This is a genomic window from Candidatus Skiveiella danica (assembly GCF_022705245.1).
Classification (GTDB): Bacteria; Pseudomonadota; Gammaproteobacteria; order Burkholderiales; family Burkholderiaceae_C; genus Skiveiella; species Skiveiella danica.
On record NZ_JAKJEW010000009.1, the window covers coordinates 107,268 to 126,783 of the forward strand.

At 62.7% G+C, this 19,516-nt stretch carries 19 protein-coding genes; 1 reads left to right on the plus strand and 18 read right to left on the minus strand.

All coding sequences use genetic code 11. The annotated features are described in order from the left end of the window. Positions 1 to 21: 21 nt before the first annotated feature. The gene (locus ACMUOY_RS07385; RefSeq protein WP_413892054.1) at positions 22 to 660 is read right to left on the minus strand and encodes an LON peptidase substrate-binding domain-containing protein; all 639 of its coding nucleotides are present in this window, start codon (positions 658 to 660) and stop codon (positions 22 to 24) included. A gap of 81 nt (positions 661 to 741) precedes the next feature. Between ACMUOY_RS07385 and ACMUOY_RS07390 the strand changes: the two genes are divergently transcribed. Next, on the plus strand, positions 742 to 1,290 hold the full coding sequence (locus ACMUOY_RS07390; protein WP_413892055.1) for a YggT family protein: 549 nt from the start codon (positions 742 to 744) through the stop codon (positions 1,288 to 1,290). A gap of 35 nt (positions 1,291 to 1,325) precedes the next feature. Here ACMUOY_RS07390 and accD read toward each other — a convergent pair whose 3' ends face one another. The 17 genes from accD to sdhD all read right to left on the minus strand — a co-directional run. Further along, complete coding sequence (accD, locus tag ACMUOY_RS07395; RefSeq protein WP_413892056.1) at positions 1,326 to 2,198, minus strand: acetyl-CoA carboxylase carboxyltransferase subunit beta; 873 nt, start codon at positions 2,196 to 2,198, stop codon at positions 1,326 to 1,328. 49 nt (positions 2,199 to 2,247) lie between these two features. Further along, on the minus strand, positions 2,248 to 3,057 hold the full coding sequence (trpA, locus tag ACMUOY_RS07400; RefSeq protein ID WP_413892057.1) for a tryptophan synthase subunit alpha: 810 nt from the start codon (positions 3,055 to 3,057) through the stop codon (positions 2,248 to 2,250). Then, positions 3,054 to 4,349, minus strand: coding sequence for a tryptophan synthase subunit beta (trpB, locus tag ACMUOY_RS07405; RefSeq protein WP_413892058.1), 1,296 nt, complete (start codon positions 4,347 to 4,349; stop codon positions 3,054 to 3,056). The genes trpA and trpB overlap by 4 nt, the downstream gene beginning before the upstream one ends. A gap of 9 nt (positions 4,350 to 4,358) precedes the next feature. Beyond that, complete coding sequence (locus ACMUOY_RS07410; protein WP_413892059.1) at positions 4,359 to 5,147, minus strand: phosphoribosylanthranilate isomerase; 789 nt, start codon at positions 5,145 to 5,147, stop codon at positions 4,359 to 4,361. Next, the gene (gene truA, locus ACMUOY_RS07415) at positions 5,135 to 5,917 is read right to left on the minus strand and encodes a tRNA pseudouridine(38-40) synthase TruA (protein WP_413892060.1); all 783 of its coding nucleotides are present in this window, start codon (positions 5,915 to 5,917) and stop codon (positions 5,135 to 5,137) included. Before truA ends, ACMUOY_RS07410 begins: the two co-directional genes overlap by 13 nt. Positions 5,918 to 5,953: 36 nt before the next feature. Continuing rightward, positions 5,954 to 8,767, minus strand: a complete 2,814-nt coding sequence (locus ACMUOY_RS07420) for a FimV/HubP family polar landmark protein (protein WP_413892061.1) — start codon at positions 8,765 to 8,767, stop codon at positions 5,954 to 5,956. A 189-nt stretch (positions 8,768 to 8,956) separates the two neighbouring features. Next, positions 8,957 to 10,087 carry an aspartate-semialdehyde dehydrogenase gene (gene asd, locus ACMUOY_RS07425; protein ID WP_413892062.1) on the minus strand — a complete coding sequence of 377 codons (1,131 nt, stop codon included), beginning with the start codon at positions 10,085 to 10,087 and terminating at the stop codon, positions 8,957 to 8,959. 326 nt (positions 10,088 to 10,413) lie between these two features. Further along, entirely contained in the window at positions 10,414 to 11,484 is a 1,071-nt protein-coding gene (leuB, locus tag ACMUOY_RS07430) for a 3-isopropylmalate dehydrogenase (protein ID WP_413892063.1), read from the minus strand. Between the two features lie 71 nt (positions 11,485 to 11,555). Next, positions 11,556 to 12,206 carry a 3-isopropylmalate dehydratase small subunit gene (gene leuD, locus ACMUOY_RS07435; RefSeq protein ID WP_413892064.1) on the minus strand — a complete coding sequence of 217 codons (651 nt, stop codon included), beginning with the start codon at positions 12,204 to 12,206 and terminating at the stop codon, positions 11,556 to 11,558. A 3-nt stretch (positions 12,207 to 12,209) separates the two neighbouring features. Beyond that, on the minus strand, positions 12,210 to 12,338 hold the full coding sequence (locus ACMUOY_RS07440) for an entericidin A/B family lipoprotein (RefSeq protein ID WP_413892065.1): 129 nt from the start codon (positions 12,336 to 12,338) through the stop codon (positions 12,210 to 12,212). Positions 12,339 to 12,349: 11 nt separating this feature from the next. Then, on the minus strand, positions 12,350 to 13,810 hold the full coding sequence (leuC, locus tag ACMUOY_RS07445) for a 3-isopropylmalate dehydratase large subunit (protein WP_413892066.1): 1,461 nt from the start codon (positions 13,808 to 13,810) through the stop codon (positions 12,350 to 12,352). Between the two features lie 34 nt (positions 13,811 to 13,844). Next, positions 13,845 to 14,795, minus strand: a complete 951-nt coding sequence (locus tag ACMUOY_RS07450; RefSeq protein ID WP_413892067.1) for a LysR family transcriptional regulator — start codon at positions 14,793 to 14,795, stop codon at positions 13,845 to 13,847. A gap of 316 nt (positions 14,796 to 15,111) precedes the next feature. Further along, on the minus strand, positions 15,112 to 16,422 hold the full coding sequence (locus ACMUOY_RS07455; protein WP_413892068.1) for a citrate synthase: 1,311 nt from the start codon (positions 16,420 to 16,422) through the stop codon (positions 15,112 to 15,114). Positions 16,423 to 16,447: 25 nt separating this feature from the next. After that, positions 16,448 to 16,771 (minus strand): succinate dehydrogenase assembly factor 2, encoded by a 324-nt coding sequence (locus ACMUOY_RS07460; protein WP_413892069.1) that lies wholly within the window; start codon positions 16,769 to 16,771, stop codon positions 16,448 to 16,450. A 12-nt stretch (positions 16,772 to 16,783) separates the two neighbouring features. Further along, the gene (locus ACMUOY_RS07465; RefSeq protein ID WP_413892070.1) at positions 16,784 to 17,488 is read right to left on the minus strand and encodes a succinate dehydrogenase iron-sulfur subunit; all 705 of its coding nucleotides are present in this window, start codon (positions 17,486 to 17,488) and stop codon (positions 16,784 to 16,786) included. A gap of 25 nt (positions 17,489 to 17,513) precedes the next feature. Beyond that, complete coding sequence (gene sdhA / locus ACMUOY_RS07470) at positions 17,514 to 19,322, minus strand: succinate dehydrogenase flavoprotein subunit (protein WP_413892071.1); 1,809 nt, start codon at positions 19,320 to 19,322, stop codon at positions 17,514 to 17,516. 28 nt (positions 19,323 to 19,350) lie between these two features. Continuing rightward, positions 19,351 to 19,516 (minus strand): succinate dehydrogenase, hydrophobic membrane anchor protein (gene sdhD / locus ACMUOY_RS07475; protein ID WP_413892074.1); only part of this gene is annotated, 166 nt, incomplete at its 5' end.

Genomic DNA, 19,516 nt, shown 5'->3' on the forward strand with positions numbered 1-19,516 from the left:
GCTATCGAAATAGATAGAACCTCAGCCAGTGATACCGCTTCTGTGTAGGATGTCGCTGACCAGTTCCAGCCGCACCAGCGGGTTGTCGAGCTGCATCAGTCGCTGCTTCAGCTCCAGCGGCAAGGGCAGGATCTCGCACCAGCGGTTGGACAGCCAGCCGCAGTCGTCAAAGCGCATCGGCCCCTGGAGCGGCGGGGGAGCGTTGTCAGGGGTCTGGCGGGCTTTCAGGGACTCCAGCAGGCGCTCGAGGGCATCGGCGGTGGCCTTCAGATCGTCGGGGACCGGGACGGTGAGGTCCTCGTCCAGCCGTCCAACATCGGCGATCCACAGGCCATGCTTGAGTTGCCTGGAACTGGAAATGCGGAACCGCTGTTCGCCGTGGCAGCGGATTGTCATCAGGCCGGGCTGAGGGGTTTGCAGCGCCGTGATGGTGGCGAGCGTCCCGACGCTGTAGAAAACCTCCGCGCCACCGCCGGGTCGACGGACTTCGGCGCCCTGCGCCAAAGTCACCACGCCAAACGGCGCGCCGGCTTTGTGGCATTTCCCGATCATGTCGAGGTAGCGTACCTCGAAGATGCGTAGCAACAGCACGCCGTCGGGGAAGAGCACCGTGCCCAGGGGAAAAAGGGGCAGGGACGACAGCGTGAGTGTTTCGGACACTGCAGACTTGCTTCAGGTTCATCGGGCGCGCAGGCGCAGGGGCTTGTCGCTATCATCCCACGAGCCCACCTAACAGCGTCCATGCTTTATCAAATCATCTCCTTCGTGCTCGAGGTTGCCACCAGTCTGTTCGGCGGTGCCTGCCTCTTGCGGCTATACATGCAGCACCAGCGGGTTCCGTTTGGCAACCCGGTGGGCCGTTTCGTGTTTGCGTTGACGGACGGGCTGGTGCTGCATTTGCGTCGGGTGGTGCCGTCTACAGGGCGCTGGGATATGGCCAGCCTGGTGGGTGCCTACCTGCTCAATCTGACCCAGTTCGGTCTGCTGTGGTTGCTGGCCGGCGGCTTGGCCGCGGTGGGCTGGGTACCCCTACTGGCGGTTTTTGGCCTCGTCCAGATGGCGATTTCCGGCCTGACAGGGCTGCTCATTGTCTATGCCATCCTGTCGTGGACCCAGGCTGGTTCACCCCTCAGTGCGGTGATAGATCGCCTGTGCGCGCCCTTCCTGGCGCCGTTTCGCCGGATCCTTCCACTGGTTGGGGGCATCGATCTGTCGCCACTGGTACTGCTGGTGGTGCTGCAGGTGGCCGCCATGGTGTTGGCGTCGCTGCAGCAGTCCATGTTGCGCTGACGGCCCCGCAGTTGAGAGAAATGCCGGCGCGGGACTCAGCTGACCGCGTCGGCCGGCTGGCGCTGGAGCATGGCCAGGGTATTGGCAATGGTCTTGCGCAACTCGCGACGGTCGCAGATGAAATCGATGGCGCCTTTCTGCTGCAGGAACTCGGCCCGTTGGAAGCCTTCCGGCAAGGTGACGCGAACCGTGGATTCGATCACCCGAGGCCCTGCAAATCCGATCAGTGCCTTGGGCTCGGCGATCACCACGTCACCAAGGAATGCGAAACCCGCGCTCACTCCGCCCATGGTCGGATCGGTCAGTACGCTGATGTAGGGCAGGCCTTTCTTTGCGAGGTGCGTGAGTGCGGCATTGGTCTTGGCCATCTGCATCAGCGACAGAAGACCTTCCTGCATGCGCGCGCCCCCGGTTGCGGTGAAACAAACGAAGGGGACCTTTTGTTCGATCGCGGTCTCCACGCCGCGCACAAAGCGTTCCCCGACCACCGAGCCCATGCTGCCGCCCATGAAGTCGAATTCAAAGCAGGCCGCCACCAGGCTGATGCTGTGAACCGCGCCGCCGATCACCACCAGCGCATCGGTCTCCCCTGTGTTTTCCAAGGCCTCCTTCAGCCGCTCCGGGTACTTGCGGCTGTCCTTGAACTTGAGCGCATCGACCGGGAGAACCTCCTGGCCGATTTCATAGCGCCCCTCGCCATCCAGAAACGCATTCAGGCGTGCGCGCGCGCCAATCCGGTGGTGGTGGCTGCATGTGGGGCAGACATTCTGGTTCTGTTCCAGGTCGGTCTTGTAGAGCACGCTCTCGCAACTGGGGCATTTGATCCAAAGGCCCTCGGGGATGCTGCGACGTTCCGACGGATCGGACTTCTGAATCTTCGGGGGCAACAGTTTTTCAAGCCAGCTCATGAGGGGGACTCCAACGGGATCGGATCAGTGGCATAGAGGCCGTGGCGAATTATGCGTCCAGCGCCGAGCGGATGTCCCGCAGGAAGGCGGCAGCCGTCTCGACCACGGCCTCGCGCGGCTGAGGCTCGATCAGCTGAATGATCCGGCTGCCGATGACCACCGCGTCGGCCACGCGGCTGACGGCGCGGGCCGTACCCGCATCGCGAATGCCGAAGCCCACACCGACTGGCAGGCTCACATGCCGGCGGATGCGTGGCAACATGGCCTCCACGGCACCGGTGTCCAGCGTGCCGGCGCCGGTCACCCCCTTGAGCGAAACGTAATAGACGTAGCCGCTGGCGACCCTGTTGACCTGTGCCATGCGCTCGTCGGTGGAGGTCGGGGCCAGCAGGAAGATCAGGTCCAAGGCGTGTTCCCGCAGCTTGGCGGCGAATTCCACGCATTCTTCTGGTGGGTAGTCCACCACCAGCACGCCGTCGACGCCGGCCGCTGAGGCATCACGGATGAACGCATCCTTTCCATGGCGCAGGTCGTAGCGTTCCACAGGGTTGGCGTAGCCCATCAGCACCACAGGCGTGCGGTTGTCGGTGGTTCGGAATGCCTTCACAATGGCCAGCACCTGCGTGGTGCCGATCCCCAGGGCCAGCGCCTTTTCTCCAGCCTTCTGGATCACCGGGCCGTCCGCCGACGGGTCGCTGAAGGGAACGCCAAGCTCGATGATGTCGGCCCCGGCGGCAACCATCCCGTGCATGAGGTCCGGCGTGACATCGGCGTAGGGAAACCCAGCCATGACGTACGGGATCAGGGCCTTGCGGCCTTGAGCTTTGAGGGTCGCCAACGTGGCTTCGATGCGGCTCATTTCACCACCTTCACGATCTGTTCTGGCGCCTGTTTGCCGCCTTTGACACTCTGTCCTTGGCAACTCGGGCGGCAGAAAAAGTCTGCGCCGCTGAGGTCGGCCACAGTCCCGATGTCTTTGTCACCCCGGCCTGAGAGGTTGACCAGGATGGACTGGTCCGGGCGCATCGTTTTCGCGAGCTTCATGGCGTAGGCCACGGCGTGGCTGGACTCCAGCGCGGGGATGATGCCCTCGGTGCGGCACAGGTAATGGAAGGCCTCCAGCGCTTCGGTGTCGGTGACGCCGACGTATTCGGCGCGCCCGATGTCCTTGAGGTATGCGTGTTCCGGACCGACGCCGGGGTAGTCCAGACCGGCGCTGATGCTGTGCGTCTCGGTGATCTGGCCGTTGTCGTCCTGCAGGATGTAGGTGCGGTTTCCGTGCAGCACGCCGGGGCTCCCCAACTGCAGCGACGCCGAATGCTTGCCGCTGTCCAGGCCTTCTCCGGCCGCTTCCACACCGATCAGGCGTGTGGACTCATGGCTGATGTAGGGATAGAAAATCCCCATGGCATTGCTACCGCCGCCGACACAGGCCACGACGGCATCGGGTTGGCGCGCGGCCAAACCCTGGCGTAACAGCATCGCGGGCATCTGGGTCAGGCATTCCTGTCCAATCACGCTCTGGAAGTCGCGCACCATCATGGGATAGGGGTGGGGGCCGGCCACAGTGCCGATGATGTAGAACGTGTTGTCCACATTGGCCACCCAGTCGCGCATGGCTTCATTCAGCGCATCCTTCAAGGTCTTGCTGCCGGATTCAACTGGTACCACGGTGGCGCCCAGCAGCTTCATGCGGTACACGTTGGGGCTCTGGCGCTTGACGTCCTCGGCGCCCATGTAGACCACGCATTCCAGCCCGTAACGTGCGCAGATGGTGGCCGTGGCCACACCATGCTGGCCAGCGCCTGTCTCCGCGATGATGCGGGGCTTGCCCATGCGGCGTGCCAGCATGGCCTGGCCGATGGTGTTGTTGATCTTGTGCGCGCCGGTATGGTTAAGGTCCTCGCGCTTGAGGTAGATCTGGGCGCCACCCTGCTCGTGGCTGGTGCGTGCGGCGTGGTAGACGGGGGAGGGGCGGCCGACGAAATGTGCGAGCTCGTAGTTGAACTCAGCCAGGAACTCGGGGTCGTGCTGGTACTTTGCGTAGGCCTCGCGCAGTTCGTTGATGGCGTGAGTCAGTGTTTCACTGACGAAGCTCCCGCCATAAATTCCGAAATGCCCCGTCGGATCGGGTTGTTGATACTCGTACATGGTGTGATTTCAGGCAGGTTGTCGGTCAGCCGCGCGTACGGCGGCGACGAACTGGTCAATCTTTTTCGGGTCTTTGATGCCCTTGAGGACGTTGCCGTCCGGGCCAACGGCTTCGACGCCGGAGCTCACATCAACGGCCAGCGACAGTCCGCGTGGCCGTACCTGAAGAATGCCTTCGGTCACGTTTGCAGGTGTGAGCCCACCACTCAAGACGAGGTGAGCGTTGACGCTTGGTGGAAGCAGTGACCAATTGAATGTTTTTCCGCCCCCACCGAATCCATCGACATGGGCGTCGAGCAGGATGGCGTTGGCCTGGGAGTAATCAGTGGCAAATTTTATCAAGTCAAACACGGAAGATCCCTGTACGGGAATGCGTGCAGCGCGCAACCAGGGGCGATGGCATGCGCGGCCGGCGTCTTCGCATTGCGCAGGGTTCTCATCGCCATGAAATTGAAGCATTCCCAGCGGCAAATGGTCGCAGGCTGCTACGATATTTGCGGTTTTTTCATTGACGAAGAGGAGGACGGGAGTCACAAAAGGCGGCAGGCGGCGGGCCAGTTCGGCTGCGCGCAGAGGCGTGACGTACCGTGGGCTCTTTTCATACATCACGAACCCGATGGCATCGACACCGGCGTCAACGGCGGCGTCGACGTCCTGTTCGCGCGTCAGACCACAGATCTTGATGCGGGTGCGGGTCGACAGGGAGCGTGCAGGAGTCCCGACGGGAACTGGGGCGCTGGCCCCCGCCTGCGCGCGAGGCACCGGGTCAGGAGCGGGATGGGCTGTCATGGCAGCCAATCATACGCCGGGGTTCGCTCTGGCAGTCCCCAATGGGTTTCATAGACGGGGCCCAGGAAATACAAACCATCGGGCGAGAAGGTCGGAGCAGCGGCATCTCGGTCGCGTGCATCCAGTACGAACCTCATCCATTCGGCCGGCTGGTTGCCTTGCCCAATCCTGACCAGGCAACCCATGATGTTGCGGATCATGTGGTGCAGGAAGGCGTTGGCCTCGAAGTCAAAACGCCAGTAGGCACCGCGGCGGGAAATGTCGATGCGGCTGAGGGTCTTGACTGGCGACAGCGCCTGGCAGCCACTAGCCCGAAAGGAGGAAAAATCATGCTCCCCCCGGAGATGGGTGACCGCCTGTCGCATGGCAGGACCGTCTAGCGGACGAAAGACCCATCCGGCACGACCGGCTTCAATGCCTGGTCGGACGGCCGACTCCAGAAGCACATAAACGTAGCGCCGGGCGACGGCACTGGCTCTGGCGTGAAAGTGATCCGGGATGGCTTGCGCCCACTGCACGGCGATATCGGTGGGCAGAAAGGTGTTGGTGCCGCGGACCCAGGAGATCTCGCTGCGTTGCAGTTCCGTATCGAAGTGGACTACTTGCATGATCCCGTGCACACCGGCATCGGTTCGCCCGGCGCACACCGTCGATACGGGCTGCGTGGCAAAACAGGCCAAGGCATGCTCCAGCTTGTCCTGAACGGTCTGGCCTGAGGGTTGACTTTGCCAGCCTTGGTAGTTTTCCCCCAGGTAGCTGACGCCCAGAGCCAGTCTCACGGCAGGTGGGCGCGTGATCGTGGCGGCATGTCCGCCTCAGCCCAACTCGGCGAGGAAGCGCTGAGCCTTGGCCTTGAGCGGACCACTGGCATGAGCGACCACTTCTTCGACCAAGGTCCGCGCGCCATCCGAATCGCCGATCGATTGGAATTCCTGTGCCAATGCCATTTTCGTTTCAAGGGGGTCGGTATTCGACCCATGCAAACTCGGCAATGGAGCAGGCATCTCATTCGCAGGCATCGAACGGTCCAGGTCCAGCGACAAGGAGCCCAGGTCGAACTCGATCATCCCGGATTCGGCTGCGATTTGTGGCGCGGTCGGCAATGATGCTCGTTGCACCGAGACCGGACTCGTTGTCACAGGGAGTGTGCTTGGCACTTCAGCCGTTGGTGTTGCCAGTGCGTCCCAGCCCAGTTCGACATCGAGCGGTACCGGTCCCGAGATGACACCCTCCACCGGATCGGCTTGAGCAGCCGCTGTGGCAATTATGGGAGCCGAGTTGGGGCTATCGAACGAGAGGTCGCCCAGGTCGAGGTCAACCGGCATCGATGATGAGGGGGCGAAGTGCGGATGCGGTGCCACTGGGATCGTGCTGGATGCGAAGAACGGGGCCACGGGCTCTTTGGCATCGGCCGTCCCGGCCTTGTTCTTGGGACGTCCACCGGGTTGGTAAAGGGGGTTGTCCTGGTCGAGCTCACGGCCGAATTCGCAGATGCGTTCCCATTCGGCACCTTCACCGGCGCAGAGCTTGAAAGCATCTCCGGCCAGGGCTTCGAATGCGCGCACGTCCCTGCGCTTGGCAAAGATCTCCAGTAGCTTGCCATGGATGGCAATGCGTGACGGATTCATCCGCAATGCCTCCTTGAGGATCTCCTCAGCCTGAAGGTCTCGACCGTAGGCAAGGTACACATCCGCTTCGGCGACCGGGTCGACGTCACCTGCGGCATCCAGTTGGCTGGGGGAGTATGCGAGCGAGGATCCGGTGGGTGCCTCATCGGCTGTATCGATCCGCTGCCCGCCGCTTGAGCCAAAGAACGAATCAGGCTGCATTCGGCTTTCAAGGAACGAACTGTCGACCTGGGATGATTTCTTGCGTTGGCGCGCTCGGTAGAACGCCAAGCCTGCCAGCAGCGCCAGCAAGCCACCGGCGGCAGCCGGAATGACCGGGTTCTCCAGCAGGTCGTCCAGGAGCGACGGCTCTGGTGGTGGCGGCTTGACGGCCGCAACCTTTGGCTTGGGAGCCGGTGCGGAGGCCGGGGCGCTCGCAGGTGCAGCAGTGTTTGCGACTGCAGGTGCGCTGCCTGCGGCAGACGCTGCACTGGCGGCGGGCTGGGCGGGTGTGCCCGAGACGGCGCTGGCGGAGGCCGCGGCGGAAGAAGCGGCCGGCAGTGCCGAGGCGGCGGGCGCTGGCATGGCCGGCTTGGCGGCGCTCGCCACAGCAGCGACGGATGCCGCAGTACTGGCTGCAGCCATTGGCGCGGTGGCCGTGCCGGGTTTGACCGAGCTGATGGCTGGGGCGGCCATGGCAGGGGGCGCCGACGCGGCAGGAGCGTTCGCTCCTGCACTTGTTGATGTTGCAGGTGCCGCTGCCTTCGGTGCGCTGGCGGCGCTGCCGATCGCGACCGTCGGGCCACGGGAAGCCGAGGCGGGCGATGCGGCCCCTGTGGCTGCCGCCTTGTCCTGGAGGCGCGACAACTCGCTGATATTCTTGGACAACTCGGCGACCCGTTCCTTCTCTTCCTTGCCTTGGCGCGCCTGTGCAATCTGGGCTTCGGGTGCCGCACCTTTGACCGATCCTTTGGAAAGGGTCAGTTTGTCCGGCGAAGCGGTCGCCGTTTTCCGCTCCTCGATGTTGGGCTGAACACGGCCCGAGGCTTGGCGGTCTGCCGCCGAGACCTGCTGCGCGGGCGCCGCGTCGGCCAGTCGGCGGCGGAACTCATTGAAATTAGCGCTTTTCACCGACAGGAACTGGCGTGCCTCTCCTGCTGGGACATTGGAGGCTTGTTCCGCAGTCGGAATCTCAATCAGTGCGCCGGCCTTGATCCGGTTGATGTTTCCGTTGATGAATGCATCGGGGTTGGTCCGCAGCAAAGCAACCAGCATCTGGTCCAGTGAAACCTCTGTAGGCTTGTTGGCGGCGGCAATTCTTCCGGCCGTGTCGCCGGCCTGTACTTTCAAGGTCTTGCCACCAGCATCCAAGCCCTTTGCCGGCGCCGCCGCGATCGTTCGCTCAGGCTGCGATCGCGAGGGTTTTGCAGGCGCTGCAACCGGGGCGGCTGCAGGCGCGGGTGTGCCGCGCGGCGTTTGAGGGCCAGGGGTCGGACTGTCTGCCAATGGTGTCGATACCTGCGGGGCTCCTGCCGCAAGTGGCGCCGGCGAACGCATGCTCGGTGGATCAAACAGCAGGGTGTAGTCACGAACCAGGCGACCGGACGACCATTGGGCCTCAAGAATCAGGTCGACAAAGGGCTCACTGACCGTCTTGTCGCTTACCAGGCGCAGGTACGAGCGTCCGTCGGGGCGCTGATGCAGCGTGATGGCGGCACCGGCAAGAGCCGGGTTGTACTCGACGCCCGCAGCTCGGAACGCAGCAGGGTTTGGAATGCCGGTCTTCAGACTGGCCGCTTCTTCTGCGGTGATCTGTGGAATCTCGATCTCAGCCCGCAATGGCTCGCCGAGCGCAGACAGGACCGTTACGCGGCCCAGACTCAGCGCCTGCGCTTCGAGGGAGCCGAATGCTCCAAGGACGACGGCAACAGCAACAGCCGCCGCGCGCAAGTGCGAGGGAGGTGACATACGCCACGTCTTGCCGGCCGTCCCTGACCGATCGTCAAGCAGATATTTGTTCATCATGTGAATGAGAGTCTCGACACTGAATAGTGGTTTTTGACATTAACAGCAATGCCTTACGCTGACAAGCTAAGACAGTGTTTAACTCAGTGACCCTCCATCGTGCCGCGTCTTGCCGCGGTTGCATGTTGCCTTGTCGCAACGTGCTGTTACCCCAGGTTACGGCTTGCGCAGCCTCGCTTCCCCGGATCAGGCGTCAAGCAAAATGCGCAGCATCCGGCGCAGCGGCTCGGCGGCGCCCCACAGGAGTTGGTCGCCAATCGTGAAGGCGCCGACGTATTCAGGGCCCATCGCCAGTTTGCGGATGCGGCCCACCGGGATCGTCATCGTGCCGGTGACGGCCACAGGGGTCAGATCACGAATCGTGGCGTCGCGGGTATTGGGGACGACCTTGGCCCACGGGTTGTCGGCGGCGATCATGGCTTCAATGTCGGCAACCGGTACGTCCTTCTTCAGTTTGAAGGTGAGAGCCTGGCTGTGGCAGCGCATGGCGCCCACGCGCACGCAGAACCCGTCGACCGGAATCGGCGCCGAGCCGAAGCCCTCGCCCAGACCGAGAATCTTGTTGGTTTCGGCCATGCCCTTCCACTCTTCTTTGGACATGCCGTTGCCCAGGTCCTTGTCGATCCAGGGAATCAGCGAACCGCCCAGCGGCACACCGAAGTTGGCTGTCTCGGCGCCGGACAGGCTGCGCTGTTTGGCGATCACCTTTCGATCGATCTCCAGAATGGCGCTCTTGGGATCGTCCAGAAGTGCTTTCACCTCCGCGTTCAGGGTGCCGTACTGCGTCAGGAGTTCGCGCATGTGTTGCGCACCACCACCAGAGGCGGCCTGGTAGGTCTGGGTGGACATCCAATCGACCAGGCCGGCCTTGTACAGCGCGCCCACGCCCATCAACATGCAGGAGACGGTGCAGTTGCCGCCGATCCACTCCTTGCCGCCTTTGGTGAGGGCGTTCTTGATGACCGGCATGTTGACCGGGTCCAGGATGATGACGGCGTCCTTGTGCATTCGAAGGGCCGATGCTGCATCGATCCAGTGGCCATTCCAGCCGGCGGCGCGCAGCTTGGGATAGACCTCGTTAGTGTAGTCCCCGCCTTGGCAGGTGATGATGATCTCGCAGCGCTGGAGTGCTTCGATGTTGTTCGCATCCTGCAGCGTGGTCTCGTTCCTGGCCATCGCGGGGGCTTTGCCACCGGCGTTGGAGGTGGAGAAGAACAACGGCTCGATCAGGTCAAAGTCATTTTCTTCGAACATGCGATCCATCAATACCGAGCCGACCATGCCGCGCCAGCCGACCAGACCTACCAACTTGCTCATTTCAAACGCCCTTTCAAATGAAGAAAACAGTGCCAGACCAGACTGTTTGCCCGGCTCGTCTGGCCGGGGAGGGCGCACGACGAACCAGGCCGGATCAGCCCTTAATGGTCGTGGTTTTGGTGGAGATTGCGCGCGCAGCCACACCGGCCGTGGCGGCGGGTGCTGGGTTCAGGGGGAACAGGCGGGCGGCAAACATAGGCTGGATTTTAGCGCATGTAGCCTTTGGCAAGCCTTACAACAACGAAGCCACGGTGTTTCGCCTGTGAGCCGCGCGCAACAATCCTATCGGCGCAGCCGTTTCTCCCTGTGCCTGTGCCTGCGTCTGGTCAGCCCAGAGCCTTCACCACCGCGTCGCCCATCTGGGCTGTGCCGACCTGGGTTGTTCCTTCGCTCCAGATGTCGGGTGTGCGCAAACCCAGCGCCAGAACCTTTTGGACGGCCGCTTCGATGCGCTGGGCGGCTTCCTCCTGGTTCAGGCTGAAACGCAGCATCATGGCGGCGGACAGGATGGTAGCCAGCGGGTTGGCGATGCCCTTGCCGGCGATATCCGGCGCGCTGCCGTGGCTGGGTTCGTACAGGCCCTGGTTGCGACTGTTCAGACTGGCCGAGGGCAACATGCCGATGGAGCCGGTGAGCATGGAGGCTTCGTCCGACAGGATGTCGCCGAACATGTTGCCGGTGACCACCACGTCGAAGGCCTTGGGCTTCTTCACCAGCTGCATGGCAGCGTTGTCGACATACATATGTTCCAGCTCGACGTCCGGGTACTGGGCATGGACTTCGGTGACCACATCCTTCCAGAACTGGAAGGTTTCCAGCACGTTGGCCTTGTCCACGCTGGTGACTTTCTTGTTGCGCTTGCGGGCAGCCTGGAAGGCCACGTGGGCGATGCGCTCGATCTCGGGCTTGCTGTAGCGCATGGTGTCGAAGGCTTCCTCGGCGCCAGGGAAATGGCCGTCCACAGCCGTGCGGCGCCCGCGGGGCTGGCCGAAGTAGATGTCGCCGGTCAGTTCGCGGATGATCAGGATGTCCAGGCCGGCAATCAGTTCGGGCTTGAGGCTGGAGGCACTGACCAGTTGCTCGTAGCAGATGGCCGGGCGGAAGTTGGCGAACAGGCCCATGTTCTTGCGCAGACCCAGGATGGCCTGCTCCGGGCGCAGTGGCCGATCGAGCTTGTCGTACTTCCAGTCGCCCACGGCACCGAACAGCACGGCGTCGGCCGCCTTGGCCAGGTTCAGCGTGGACTCAGGCAGCGGGTGGCCGTGGGCCTCGAAGGCCGCGCCGCCGACCAGGGCGGTCTCCATCTCGAAAGGAAGGCCGAGCACCTTCAGGACTTTGACGGCTTCCGCCACGATTTCGGTGCCGATCCCGTCACCGGGGAGAACTGCGATTTTCATGTTGATATGGAATTAGTAGCAATGGATGACCATTCCACGCTGGGAAGTGGCCTGAATGGCAAGAAAAGTGCTCAGACGGTTGCCGTATGGGCCAGCCAGGGCTTGGTGGCCAGCCGATTGGCTTCAAATGAGCGGATGCGGTCGGCCTGGCGCAGCGTCAGGCCGATGTCGTCCAGCCCGCCCTGCAGGCAGTACTTGCGGAACGGCTGCACCTCGAACGGGATTTCGGCGCCTTGCGGACGGACGATCACCTGCCGCTCCAGGTCGATGGTCAGTTCGTAGCCGGGAAAGGCATAGACCTCGTCGAACAGCTGGGCCACGACGGATTCGGGCAGCACGATGGGCAGCAGGCCGTTCTTGAAGCAGTTGTTGAAGAAGATGTCGGCGTAACTGGGCGCGATGATGGCGCGAAAGCCGTATTGGTCGATCGCCCAGGGCGCGTGCTCGCGCGACGAGCCGCAGCCGAAGTTCTTGCGCGCCAGCAGGATCGACGCGCCGGCATAACGCGGCTGGTTCAGAACGAAATCCGGGTTGGGCTTGCGGGTGGCGGGGTCCTGACCGGGGAAGCCGGCGTCCAGGTAGCGCCACTCGTCGAACAGGTTGGGGCCGAAGCCGGTCTTGCGGATTGACTTCAGGAACTGCTTGGGGATGATCGCATCGGTGTCGACGTTCTCACGATCCATCGGGGCCACGAGGCCTTTGTGTATGTTGAATTTCTGCATGGTTTACTTCTTGGCGGCGTTTTCGATGGCGGATCCGGCTTTCTGCACGTCCTGGCCGACGCCCTTGACGGTGTTGCAGCCTGTGAGTGCAAACAGGCCGACCAGGGCGAACAGGGTGGCAAATCGTTTCATGGGAAATCCTTTCAGACGAAGGGGCGGATGTCGACAAAGTGGCCGTGCACGGCGGCGGCGGCGGCCATGGCCGGGCTGACGAGGTGCGTGCGACCGCCGGCACCCTGGCGGCCTTCGAAATTGCGGTTGCTGGTGGAGGCGCAGCGTTCGCCTGGCTCCAGCCGGTCGGCGTTCATGGCCAGGCACATCGAGCACCCGGGCTCCCGCCATTCGAAGCCGGCCGCGGTGAAGATGTCGTGCAGACCCTCGCGCTCGGCCTGCTCCTTCACCAGCCCGGAACCCGGCACCACCATGGCCAGCTTGACGTTGCGCGCAACCTTGCGGCCGAGCTTCTTCACGATGGCGGCGGCCTCGCGCATGTCTTCGATGCGGCTGTTGGTGCAGGAGCCGATGAACACCTTGTCGACCGTGATGTCGTTCAGCGGCTTGCCGGGGGCGAGCCCCATGTAGGTCAGTGCGCGCTCGATGGCGCCGCGCTTGTTCGGGTCCTTCTCCCGGTCCGGATCCGGCACGCGGGCATCGATGCCCAGCACCATTTCCGGCGAGGTGCCCCAGGTGACCTGCGGCACGATCTGGGCGGCGTCGAGCTCCACCACGGTGTCGAAGTGGGCGCCAGCGTCCGAGTGCAACGTCTTCCAGTAGGCCACTGCGTGATCCCACTCCGGGCCACCCACGAATTTGCCGGTGGCGGCGTCGGTGCCTGGGGCCAGCAGGCGGCCTTTGACGTAGTCGATGGTCTTTTCGTCCACGGCCACCAGCCCGGCGCGCGCGCCGGCCTCGATGGCCATGTTGCAGACGGTCATGCGACCCTCCATCGACAGGGCCCGGATGGCCGAACCACCGAATTCGATCGTGTAGCCGGTGCCGCCGGCGGTGCCGATCTTGCCAATGACGGCCAGCACGATATCCTTGGCCGTGACACCGGGGGCGGTCTGGCCGTCGACCCGCACCAGCATGTTCTTCGCCTTCTTGGCGAGCAGGGTCTGGGTGGCGAGCACGTGTTCGACCTCGCTGGTGCCGATCCCGTGGGCCAGGGCGCCGAATGCGCCGTGGGTGGAGGTGTGGGAGTCGCCGCAGACCACTGTCATGCCGGGCAGCGTGGCGCCGCTCTCCGGGCCGATGACATGCACGATGCCTTGGCGCTTCGACAGGAACGGGAAGAACGCTGCGGCGCCGAATTCATGGATGTTGGCGTCCAGCGTGGTGACCTGTTCGCGGCTGATCGGATCGGTGATGCCGTCGTAACCCCGCTCCCAGCCGGTGGTGGGCGTGTTGTGGTCGGCGGTGGCCACGACCGAACTCACCCGCCAGATCTTGCGGCCGGCCTGGCGCAGGCCTTCGAAGGCCTGCGGACTGGTCACTTCGTGCACCAGATGGCGGTCGATATACAGGATGGCGGTGCCATCCTCTTCGGCGTGGACGACGTGTTCGTCCCAGATCTTGTCGTACAGGGTGCGGGTGGGCGAGGTCATGCGTTCCATCGTCTTTCAGGGCAAGGGGTTGATTTTATTCGGCGGCCGCCATCGCGCCGGGAGCGTCGCGTCCGAGGTGGTCCACCAGGGCGCGGGCGGTGACGGGCAGGGTGGTGAAGTCGCGTGCGACGAGGTCGATTTGCCGATGTGCCCAGGCGTCAGTCAGCAGCACGCAGTCCAGATCGCCGACGCCATGCATCAGCTCGAAGGCGCGGCGCGGCATCACGCCCACGCCCAAGCCGTTGTGGATCATGCGGCACATGGCATCCAGTCCGGTGACGTGAATGCGCAGTTTGATGGCGCGACCACTTTGCGTGGCTGCCTGGTGCATTGCGAGGTAGATCGAGCTGTTGGCATGCAGACCGACGTGGTCGAAATCCAGGCTGTCTTCGAAAGGCAGCGCACCCCGTCCTGACAGGGGGTGGCCGGCCGGCACGATCAACACCAACTGGTCTTGCCGGTAGGGCAGGCTCTGCAGTTCGCTGGCGCCAGCCGTGGTCAAGGCGCTGGCGTTGCAGATGCCGAGGTCGGCCGCGCCTTCGCGAACCGCACGCACCACTTCGGTGCTCAAGTGTTCTTCCAAGTCGATCTTGACGCCGCCATGATCACGGATGAAGGCACCGAGATCCTCAGGCAAGAATTGCACGATGGCGGAGATGCTGGCGTGCACGCGCACATGGCCACGGACCCCATCGGCGTACTCGCTGAGTTCGCCCTGCATTTTCTCCAGACTGAACAGGACCGAGCGCGCATGGTGCAGCAGGCTCTCGCCGGCCGGGGTCAAGTCCACGCCGCGGGTGTGTCGGTAGAGCAGGGGCGTGTCGAGGGTGGTCTCCAGATCGCTCAGGCGCTTGCTCACCGCTGACGCGGCGATGAATTCGCGCTCTGCGGCCTTGCCGATGCTGCCCAACTCGCAGACTGCGACGAACAGCTGCAATGAGGTCAGATCGATCCGGCGGGTGAAGTTGCGTTCGGAAACCTTCATGGTGTCAAAGTCTTCTCGATCAGAGAAGACTTCAAATTTTCTACTATTTGGATGGCTCTCGTCGTCTCTAACGACGATGACAGAATTGCCCAATTGTGGTGTGTTGCCCTGAACGGGCTTGAATCAGTGACATCCGAGCGCCCCGCAGCCGCGGGAGAGCGGGGTCAAGCCCCGTGCGACGTCGTTCCAGAATAATGCGGAAAATTCTCGGCACGTCCCAGCATCATTCGGTCACTGGCGGCTACTGAAAAAGGAGCGGATAAGAAAAAACCCGCCGGTGTGACCACCGCGCGGGTTGATGCCAAGGCAGTGCGGATCAGCGCTGGGACAGTGGCTTCACGTCGCGCCGGACGGAGCCGGTGAACAACTGGCGCGGTCGGCCGATCTTGTACTCCGGATCGCTGATCATCTCGTTGAGCTGGGCAATCCATCCGACAGTGCGGGCAAGGGCAAAAATGCCGGTGAACAGGTTGACCGGAATGCCAATGGCGCGCTGCACGATACCGGAGTAAAAGTCGACGTTCGGGTAGAGCTTGCGCGAGACGAAGTATTCGTCTTCCAGGGCAATTTTTTCGAGTTCCTTGGCCAGTTTGAACAGCGGGTCGTTCTCCAGGCCCAGTTCGGCCAGAACCTCGTTGCAGGTTTCCTGCATGAGCTTTGCGCGCGGGTCGTAGTTCTTGTACACGCGGTGGCCAAAGCCCATCAGCTTCACGCCGGAGTTCTTGTCCTTGACCTGTTCCATGAACTGGCCAACCTTGGACACGCCGCCCTGGCGCTGGATGTCTTCCAGCATGTTCAGGCAGGCTTCGTTGGCACCTCCGTGCGCGGGGCCCCACAGGCAGGCCACGCCGGCTGCGATAGCGGCAAACGGGTTGGTGCCGGACGAGCCGCACAGACGCACCGTCGAGGTGGATGCGTTCTGCTCGTGGTCCGCATGCAGGATGAAGATCCGGTCCATCGCCCGCTCGATGACCGGGTTGACCACATAGTCCTCGCACGGCGTGCCGAACATCATGCGCAGGAAGTTCCCGGCGTAACTCAGGTCGTTCTTCGGGTACATGAAAGGCTGGCCGATGCCGTACTTGTAGGCCATGGCCACAAGCGTGGGCATCTTGGCGATCAGGCGGATCGCCGCAACGTCGCGGTGCTCGGCGTTGTTGATGTCCGTGCTGTCGTGGTAGAAGGCCGACAGTGCGCCGACCAAGCCCGTGAGTACGGCCATCGGGTGGGCGTCCCGGCGGAAGCCACGCAGGAAAAACTGCATCTGCTCGTTGACCATGGTGTGGTTGATCACGAGCTTGTGGAAGTCCTTGCGCTCCTTGTCATTGGGCAATTCGCCCTTGAGTAGCAGATAGCAGGTGTCCAGGTAATCGCAGCTGGTGGCTAGTTGTTCGATCGGGTATCCACGGTACAGCAACTCACCTTTGTCGCCATCGATGTAGGTGATGGCCGACTGGCACGATGCCGTCGACAGGAAGCCGGGGTCATAGGTGAACATCCCCGTCTGTGCATACAGCTTTCGGATATCGATGACGTCCGGACCAATGTTGCCCTGGTACACAGGCAGATCAACGCTGGGGCTGCCGTTGCTGAACGACAAGGTGGCTTTGTTATCAGAAAGTTTCATTTTAGTTCCTTGATTGTCTTGCCCATCAACCGGCGAGTTGCTCTCGGGCGCCAACACGCCCGCCACGCAACATCCCCAGCACTTCGCTCATTTCCATTGTAGTAATGTCAACCCCGGGTTCCTTGCGCCAGAGCAACAAGTCCAACAGGTCGTTGTCTGCCAACTCCATCAAAGCATGCAATCCCCGTGCCTGTCCCACCGTCAGACTGCCGGCATATCGCTCAAAAAACCTCTCGATCAGCAAGTCGTTCTCCAGCAGGCCACGCCGGCACCGCCAGCGCAGCTTGCTCAGGTCCCGCTCGTCGAGCAACTCGCCGGGCGCCCCTTGAGGGAGAAAGGCGTCGCTCATTGATCGGTTCCGTCAGACGGCCCGCAGGACCATCATTTCCTTGATTTTTCCAATGGCACGCGTCGGGTTCAAACCCTTGGGGCAAACATCGACACAGTTCATGATCGTGTGGCACCGGAACAGGCGGTAGGGGTCTTCGAGGTTATCCAGGCGCTCGCCAGTGGCCTGATCGCGGCTATCGGCCAGGAAGCGGTAGGCCTGCAACAGACCGGCCGGCCCAACGAACTTGTCGGGGTTCCACCAGAAGCTCGGGCAACTGGTGGAGCAACTCGCGCACAGGATGCATTCGTAAAGGCCGTTGAGCTCTTCGCGCTCCTCGGGGCTTTGCAGCCGCTCCTTCTCCGGTGGCACGTTGTCGTTGATCAAGTACGGCTTGATCGAGTTGTACTGCTTGAAGAACTGCGTCATGTCCACGATCAGGTCCCGGATCACCGGCAGACCCGGCAAGGGCTTGAGCACGATGGTGCCCTTGAGCGTGTTCATGTTGGTCAGGCAGGCCAGACCGTTCTTGCCGTTGATGTTCATGGCGTCCGATCCGCAGACCCCTTCGCGGCACGAACGACGGAATGAGATCGTCGGGTCCATGGCCTTGAGCTTCATCAAGGCGTCCAGCAACATGCGCTCGTTGCCGTCGAGTTCAACCTCGATGGTCTGCATGTAGGGCTTGGTGTTCTTCTCCGGGTCGTAGCGGTAGATCTGGAATGTGCGTTTTTGCATGGATCTTCTCGTGTGAGGCTGCGGGTTAGAACGTCCGGACCTTGGGCGGCACGCTGTCCACCGTCAGAGGCTTGAGATTGACAGGCTTGTAGGTCAGGCTGTTGCTGGCGCTGTGCCACAGGGTGTGCTTCATCCAGTTGGCGTCGTCACGACCCAGCGGCGACACGGCATCGTCGGCCGGTCGTTCGTAGTCATTGACGGTGTGGGCGCCACGGCATTCATGCCGCGCCGCCGCAGACACCATGGTTGCCTGCGCGGCCTCGATCAGGTTTTCCACTTCGAGTGCCTCGATGCGGGCGGTGTTGAAAACACGTGATTTGTCCTTCAGGCCGATCGCCTTCACGCGATCAGCGATGGCAGCGATCTTCTTGACACCTTCATCCATGCTGGCCTGCGTGCGGAACACGCCGGCGTGCAACTGCATGGAGGCGCGCAAATCGTTGGCGACATCCTGAGCGTACTCGCCGCTGCCGTCGGATTCCAGGCGGTTCAGCCTCTCCAGGGTGCGGTCGGCGGCGTCAGCGGGCAGCGCCTTGTGTGCCTTGCTCCGGGACGCAAACTCGACAATGTGGTTGCCGGCGGCGCGGCCGAACACCAGCAGGTCAAGCAGGGAGTTCGTGCCAAGGCGGTTGGCACCATGCACGCTGACACAGGAGCACTCTCCGACGGCATAGAGCCCGTTGACCACTTCGCTCTTGTTGTCCGCATTTTGCGTGACCACCTGACCATTGATGTTGGTCGGAATGCCGCCCATCTGGTAGTGGATGGTGGGCACCACCGGAATCGGCTCGCGGGTGATGTCGACGTTGGCGAAGTTCACGCCGATCTCGTAGACCGAGGGCAGCCGCTTGTGGATGGTTTCAGCGCCCAGATGGTCCAGCTTGAGCAGGATGTGATCCTTGTTGGGGCCGCAGCCCCGGCCTTCCTTGATTTCCTGGTCCATGCAGCGAGACACGAAGTCGCGCGGGGCCAGATCCTTCAGAGTGGGCGCGTAGCGTTCCATGAAGCGTTCGCCATTGCTGTTCAGAAGGATGGCACCTTCGCCACGGCAGCCTTCGGTCAGCAGCACGCCGGCGCCATGAACGCCCGTCGGGTGGAACTGCCAGAACTCCATGTCCTGCAGCGGAATGCCAGCGCGTGCCGCCATGCCCAGCCCATCGCCCGTATTGATGAAGGCGTTGGTGGAAGCTGCAAAGATGCGCCCGGCACCACCGGTGGCCAGCAGCACGGTTTTGGCCTCCAGGATGTGCAGGTCGCCGGTCTCCATTTCCAGCGCGGTGACGCCGACGACGTCTCCCTCGGCGTCACGGATCAGATCCAGGGCCATCCATTCGACGAAAAAGCTGGTTTTTTCCTTGACGTTCTGCTGGTACAGCGTGTGCAGCATGGCGTGACCAGTGCGGTCAGCCGCCGCACAGGCGCGCTGCACCGGCTTCTCGCCGTAGTTGGCCGTATGGCCGCCGAATGGACGCTGATAGATGGTGCCATCAGGATTGCGGTCGAAGGGCATGCCCATGTGCTCAAGGTCGTACACGACTTTGGGGGCTTCGCGGCACATGAATTCGATCGCATCCTGGTCGCCGAGCCAGTCGGAGCCCTTGATCGTGTCGTAGAAGTGATAGTGCCAGTTGTCCTCGGACATATTGCCCAGCGAGGCTCCGATACCGCCCTGTGCCGCGACCGTGTGGGAGCGGGTGGGGAACACTTTCGACAGCACTGCCACATTCAGGCCGGCGCGCGCCAGCTGGAGTGAAGCGCGCATGCCGGAGCCGCCGGCGCCGACGATGACGACATCGAACTTCCGTTTCGTAATCTCGTTCTTGGAATAGGTCATGAATTTCAGCCTTGCGATTCGACGCGGCTCACAGGCGCCACAGAACTTGAATGGCCCAGCCTGCGCAACCCACGAGCCAGACCAGGGAGAAGGTGTTCAGGACCAGACGCAGGCCGATGGGCTTGACGTAGTCCATCCAGAGCTCACGCATGCCGACCCAGACGTGGTAGAGCATTGCAATGATCACGCAGAAG

Bases quoted from the DNA above. Each gene is read 5' to 3' on its own strand.
- leuB (WP_413892063.1), bottom strand. From the start codon at position 11,484: ATGAAAATCGCAGTTCTCCCCGGTGACGGGATCGGCACCGAAATCGTG.
- leuD (WP_413892064.1), bottom strand. From the start codon at position 12,206: ATGCAGAAATTCAACATACACAAAGGCCTCGTGGCCCCGATGGATCGT.
- sdhA (WP_413892071.1), bottom strand. From the start codon at position 19,322: ATGACCTATTCCAAGAACGAGATTACGAAACGGAAGTTCGATGTCGTC.
- accD (WP_413892056.1), bottom strand. From the start codon at position 2,198: ATGAGCTGGCTTGAAAAACTGTTGCCCCCGAAGATTCAGAAGTCCGAT.
- ACMUOY_RS07465 (WP_413892070.1), bottom strand. From the start codon at position 17,488: ATGCAAAAACGCACATTCCAGATCTACCGCTACGACCCGGAGAAGAAC.
- ACMUOY_RS07455 (WP_413892068.1), bottom strand. From the start codon at position 16,422: ATGAAACTTTCTGATAACAAAGCCACCTTGTCGTTCAGCAACGGCAGC.
- leuC (WP_413892066.1), bottom strand. From the start codon at position 13,810: ATGACCTCGCCCACCCGCACCCTGTACGACAAGATCTGGGACGAACAC.
- asd (WP_413892062.1), bottom strand. From the start codon at position 10,087: ATGAGCAAGTTGGTAGGTCTGGTCGGCTGGCGCGGCATGGTCGGCTCG.
- ACMUOY_RS07460 (WP_413892069.1), bottom strand. From the start codon at position 16,771: ATGAGCGACGCCTTTCTCCCTCAAGGGGCGCCCGGCGAGTTGCTCGAC.
- trpA (WP_413892057.1), bottom strand. From the start codon at position 3,057: ATGAGCCGCATCGAAGCCACGTTGGCGACCCTCAAAGCTCAAGGCCGC.
- ACMUOY_RS07390 (WP_413892055.1), top strand. From the start codon at position 742: ATGCTTTATCAAATCATCTCCTTCGTGCTCGAGGTTGCCACCAGTCTG.
- ACMUOY_RS07440 (WP_413892065.1), bottom strand. From the start codon at position 12,338: ATGAAACGATTTGCCACCCTGTTCGCCCTGGTCGGCCTGTTTGCACTC.
- trpB (WP_413892058.1), bottom strand. From the start codon at position 4,349: ATGTACGAGTATCAACAACCCGATCCGACGGGGCATTTCGGAATTTAT.
- ACMUOY_RS07420 (WP_413892061.1), bottom strand. From the start codon at position 8,767: ATGAACAAATATCTGCTTGACGATCGGTCAGGGACGGCCGGCAAGACG.
- ACMUOY_RS07450 (WP_413892067.1), bottom strand. From the start codon at position 14,795: ATGAAGGTTTCCGAACGCAACTTCACCCGCCGGATCGATCTGACCTCA.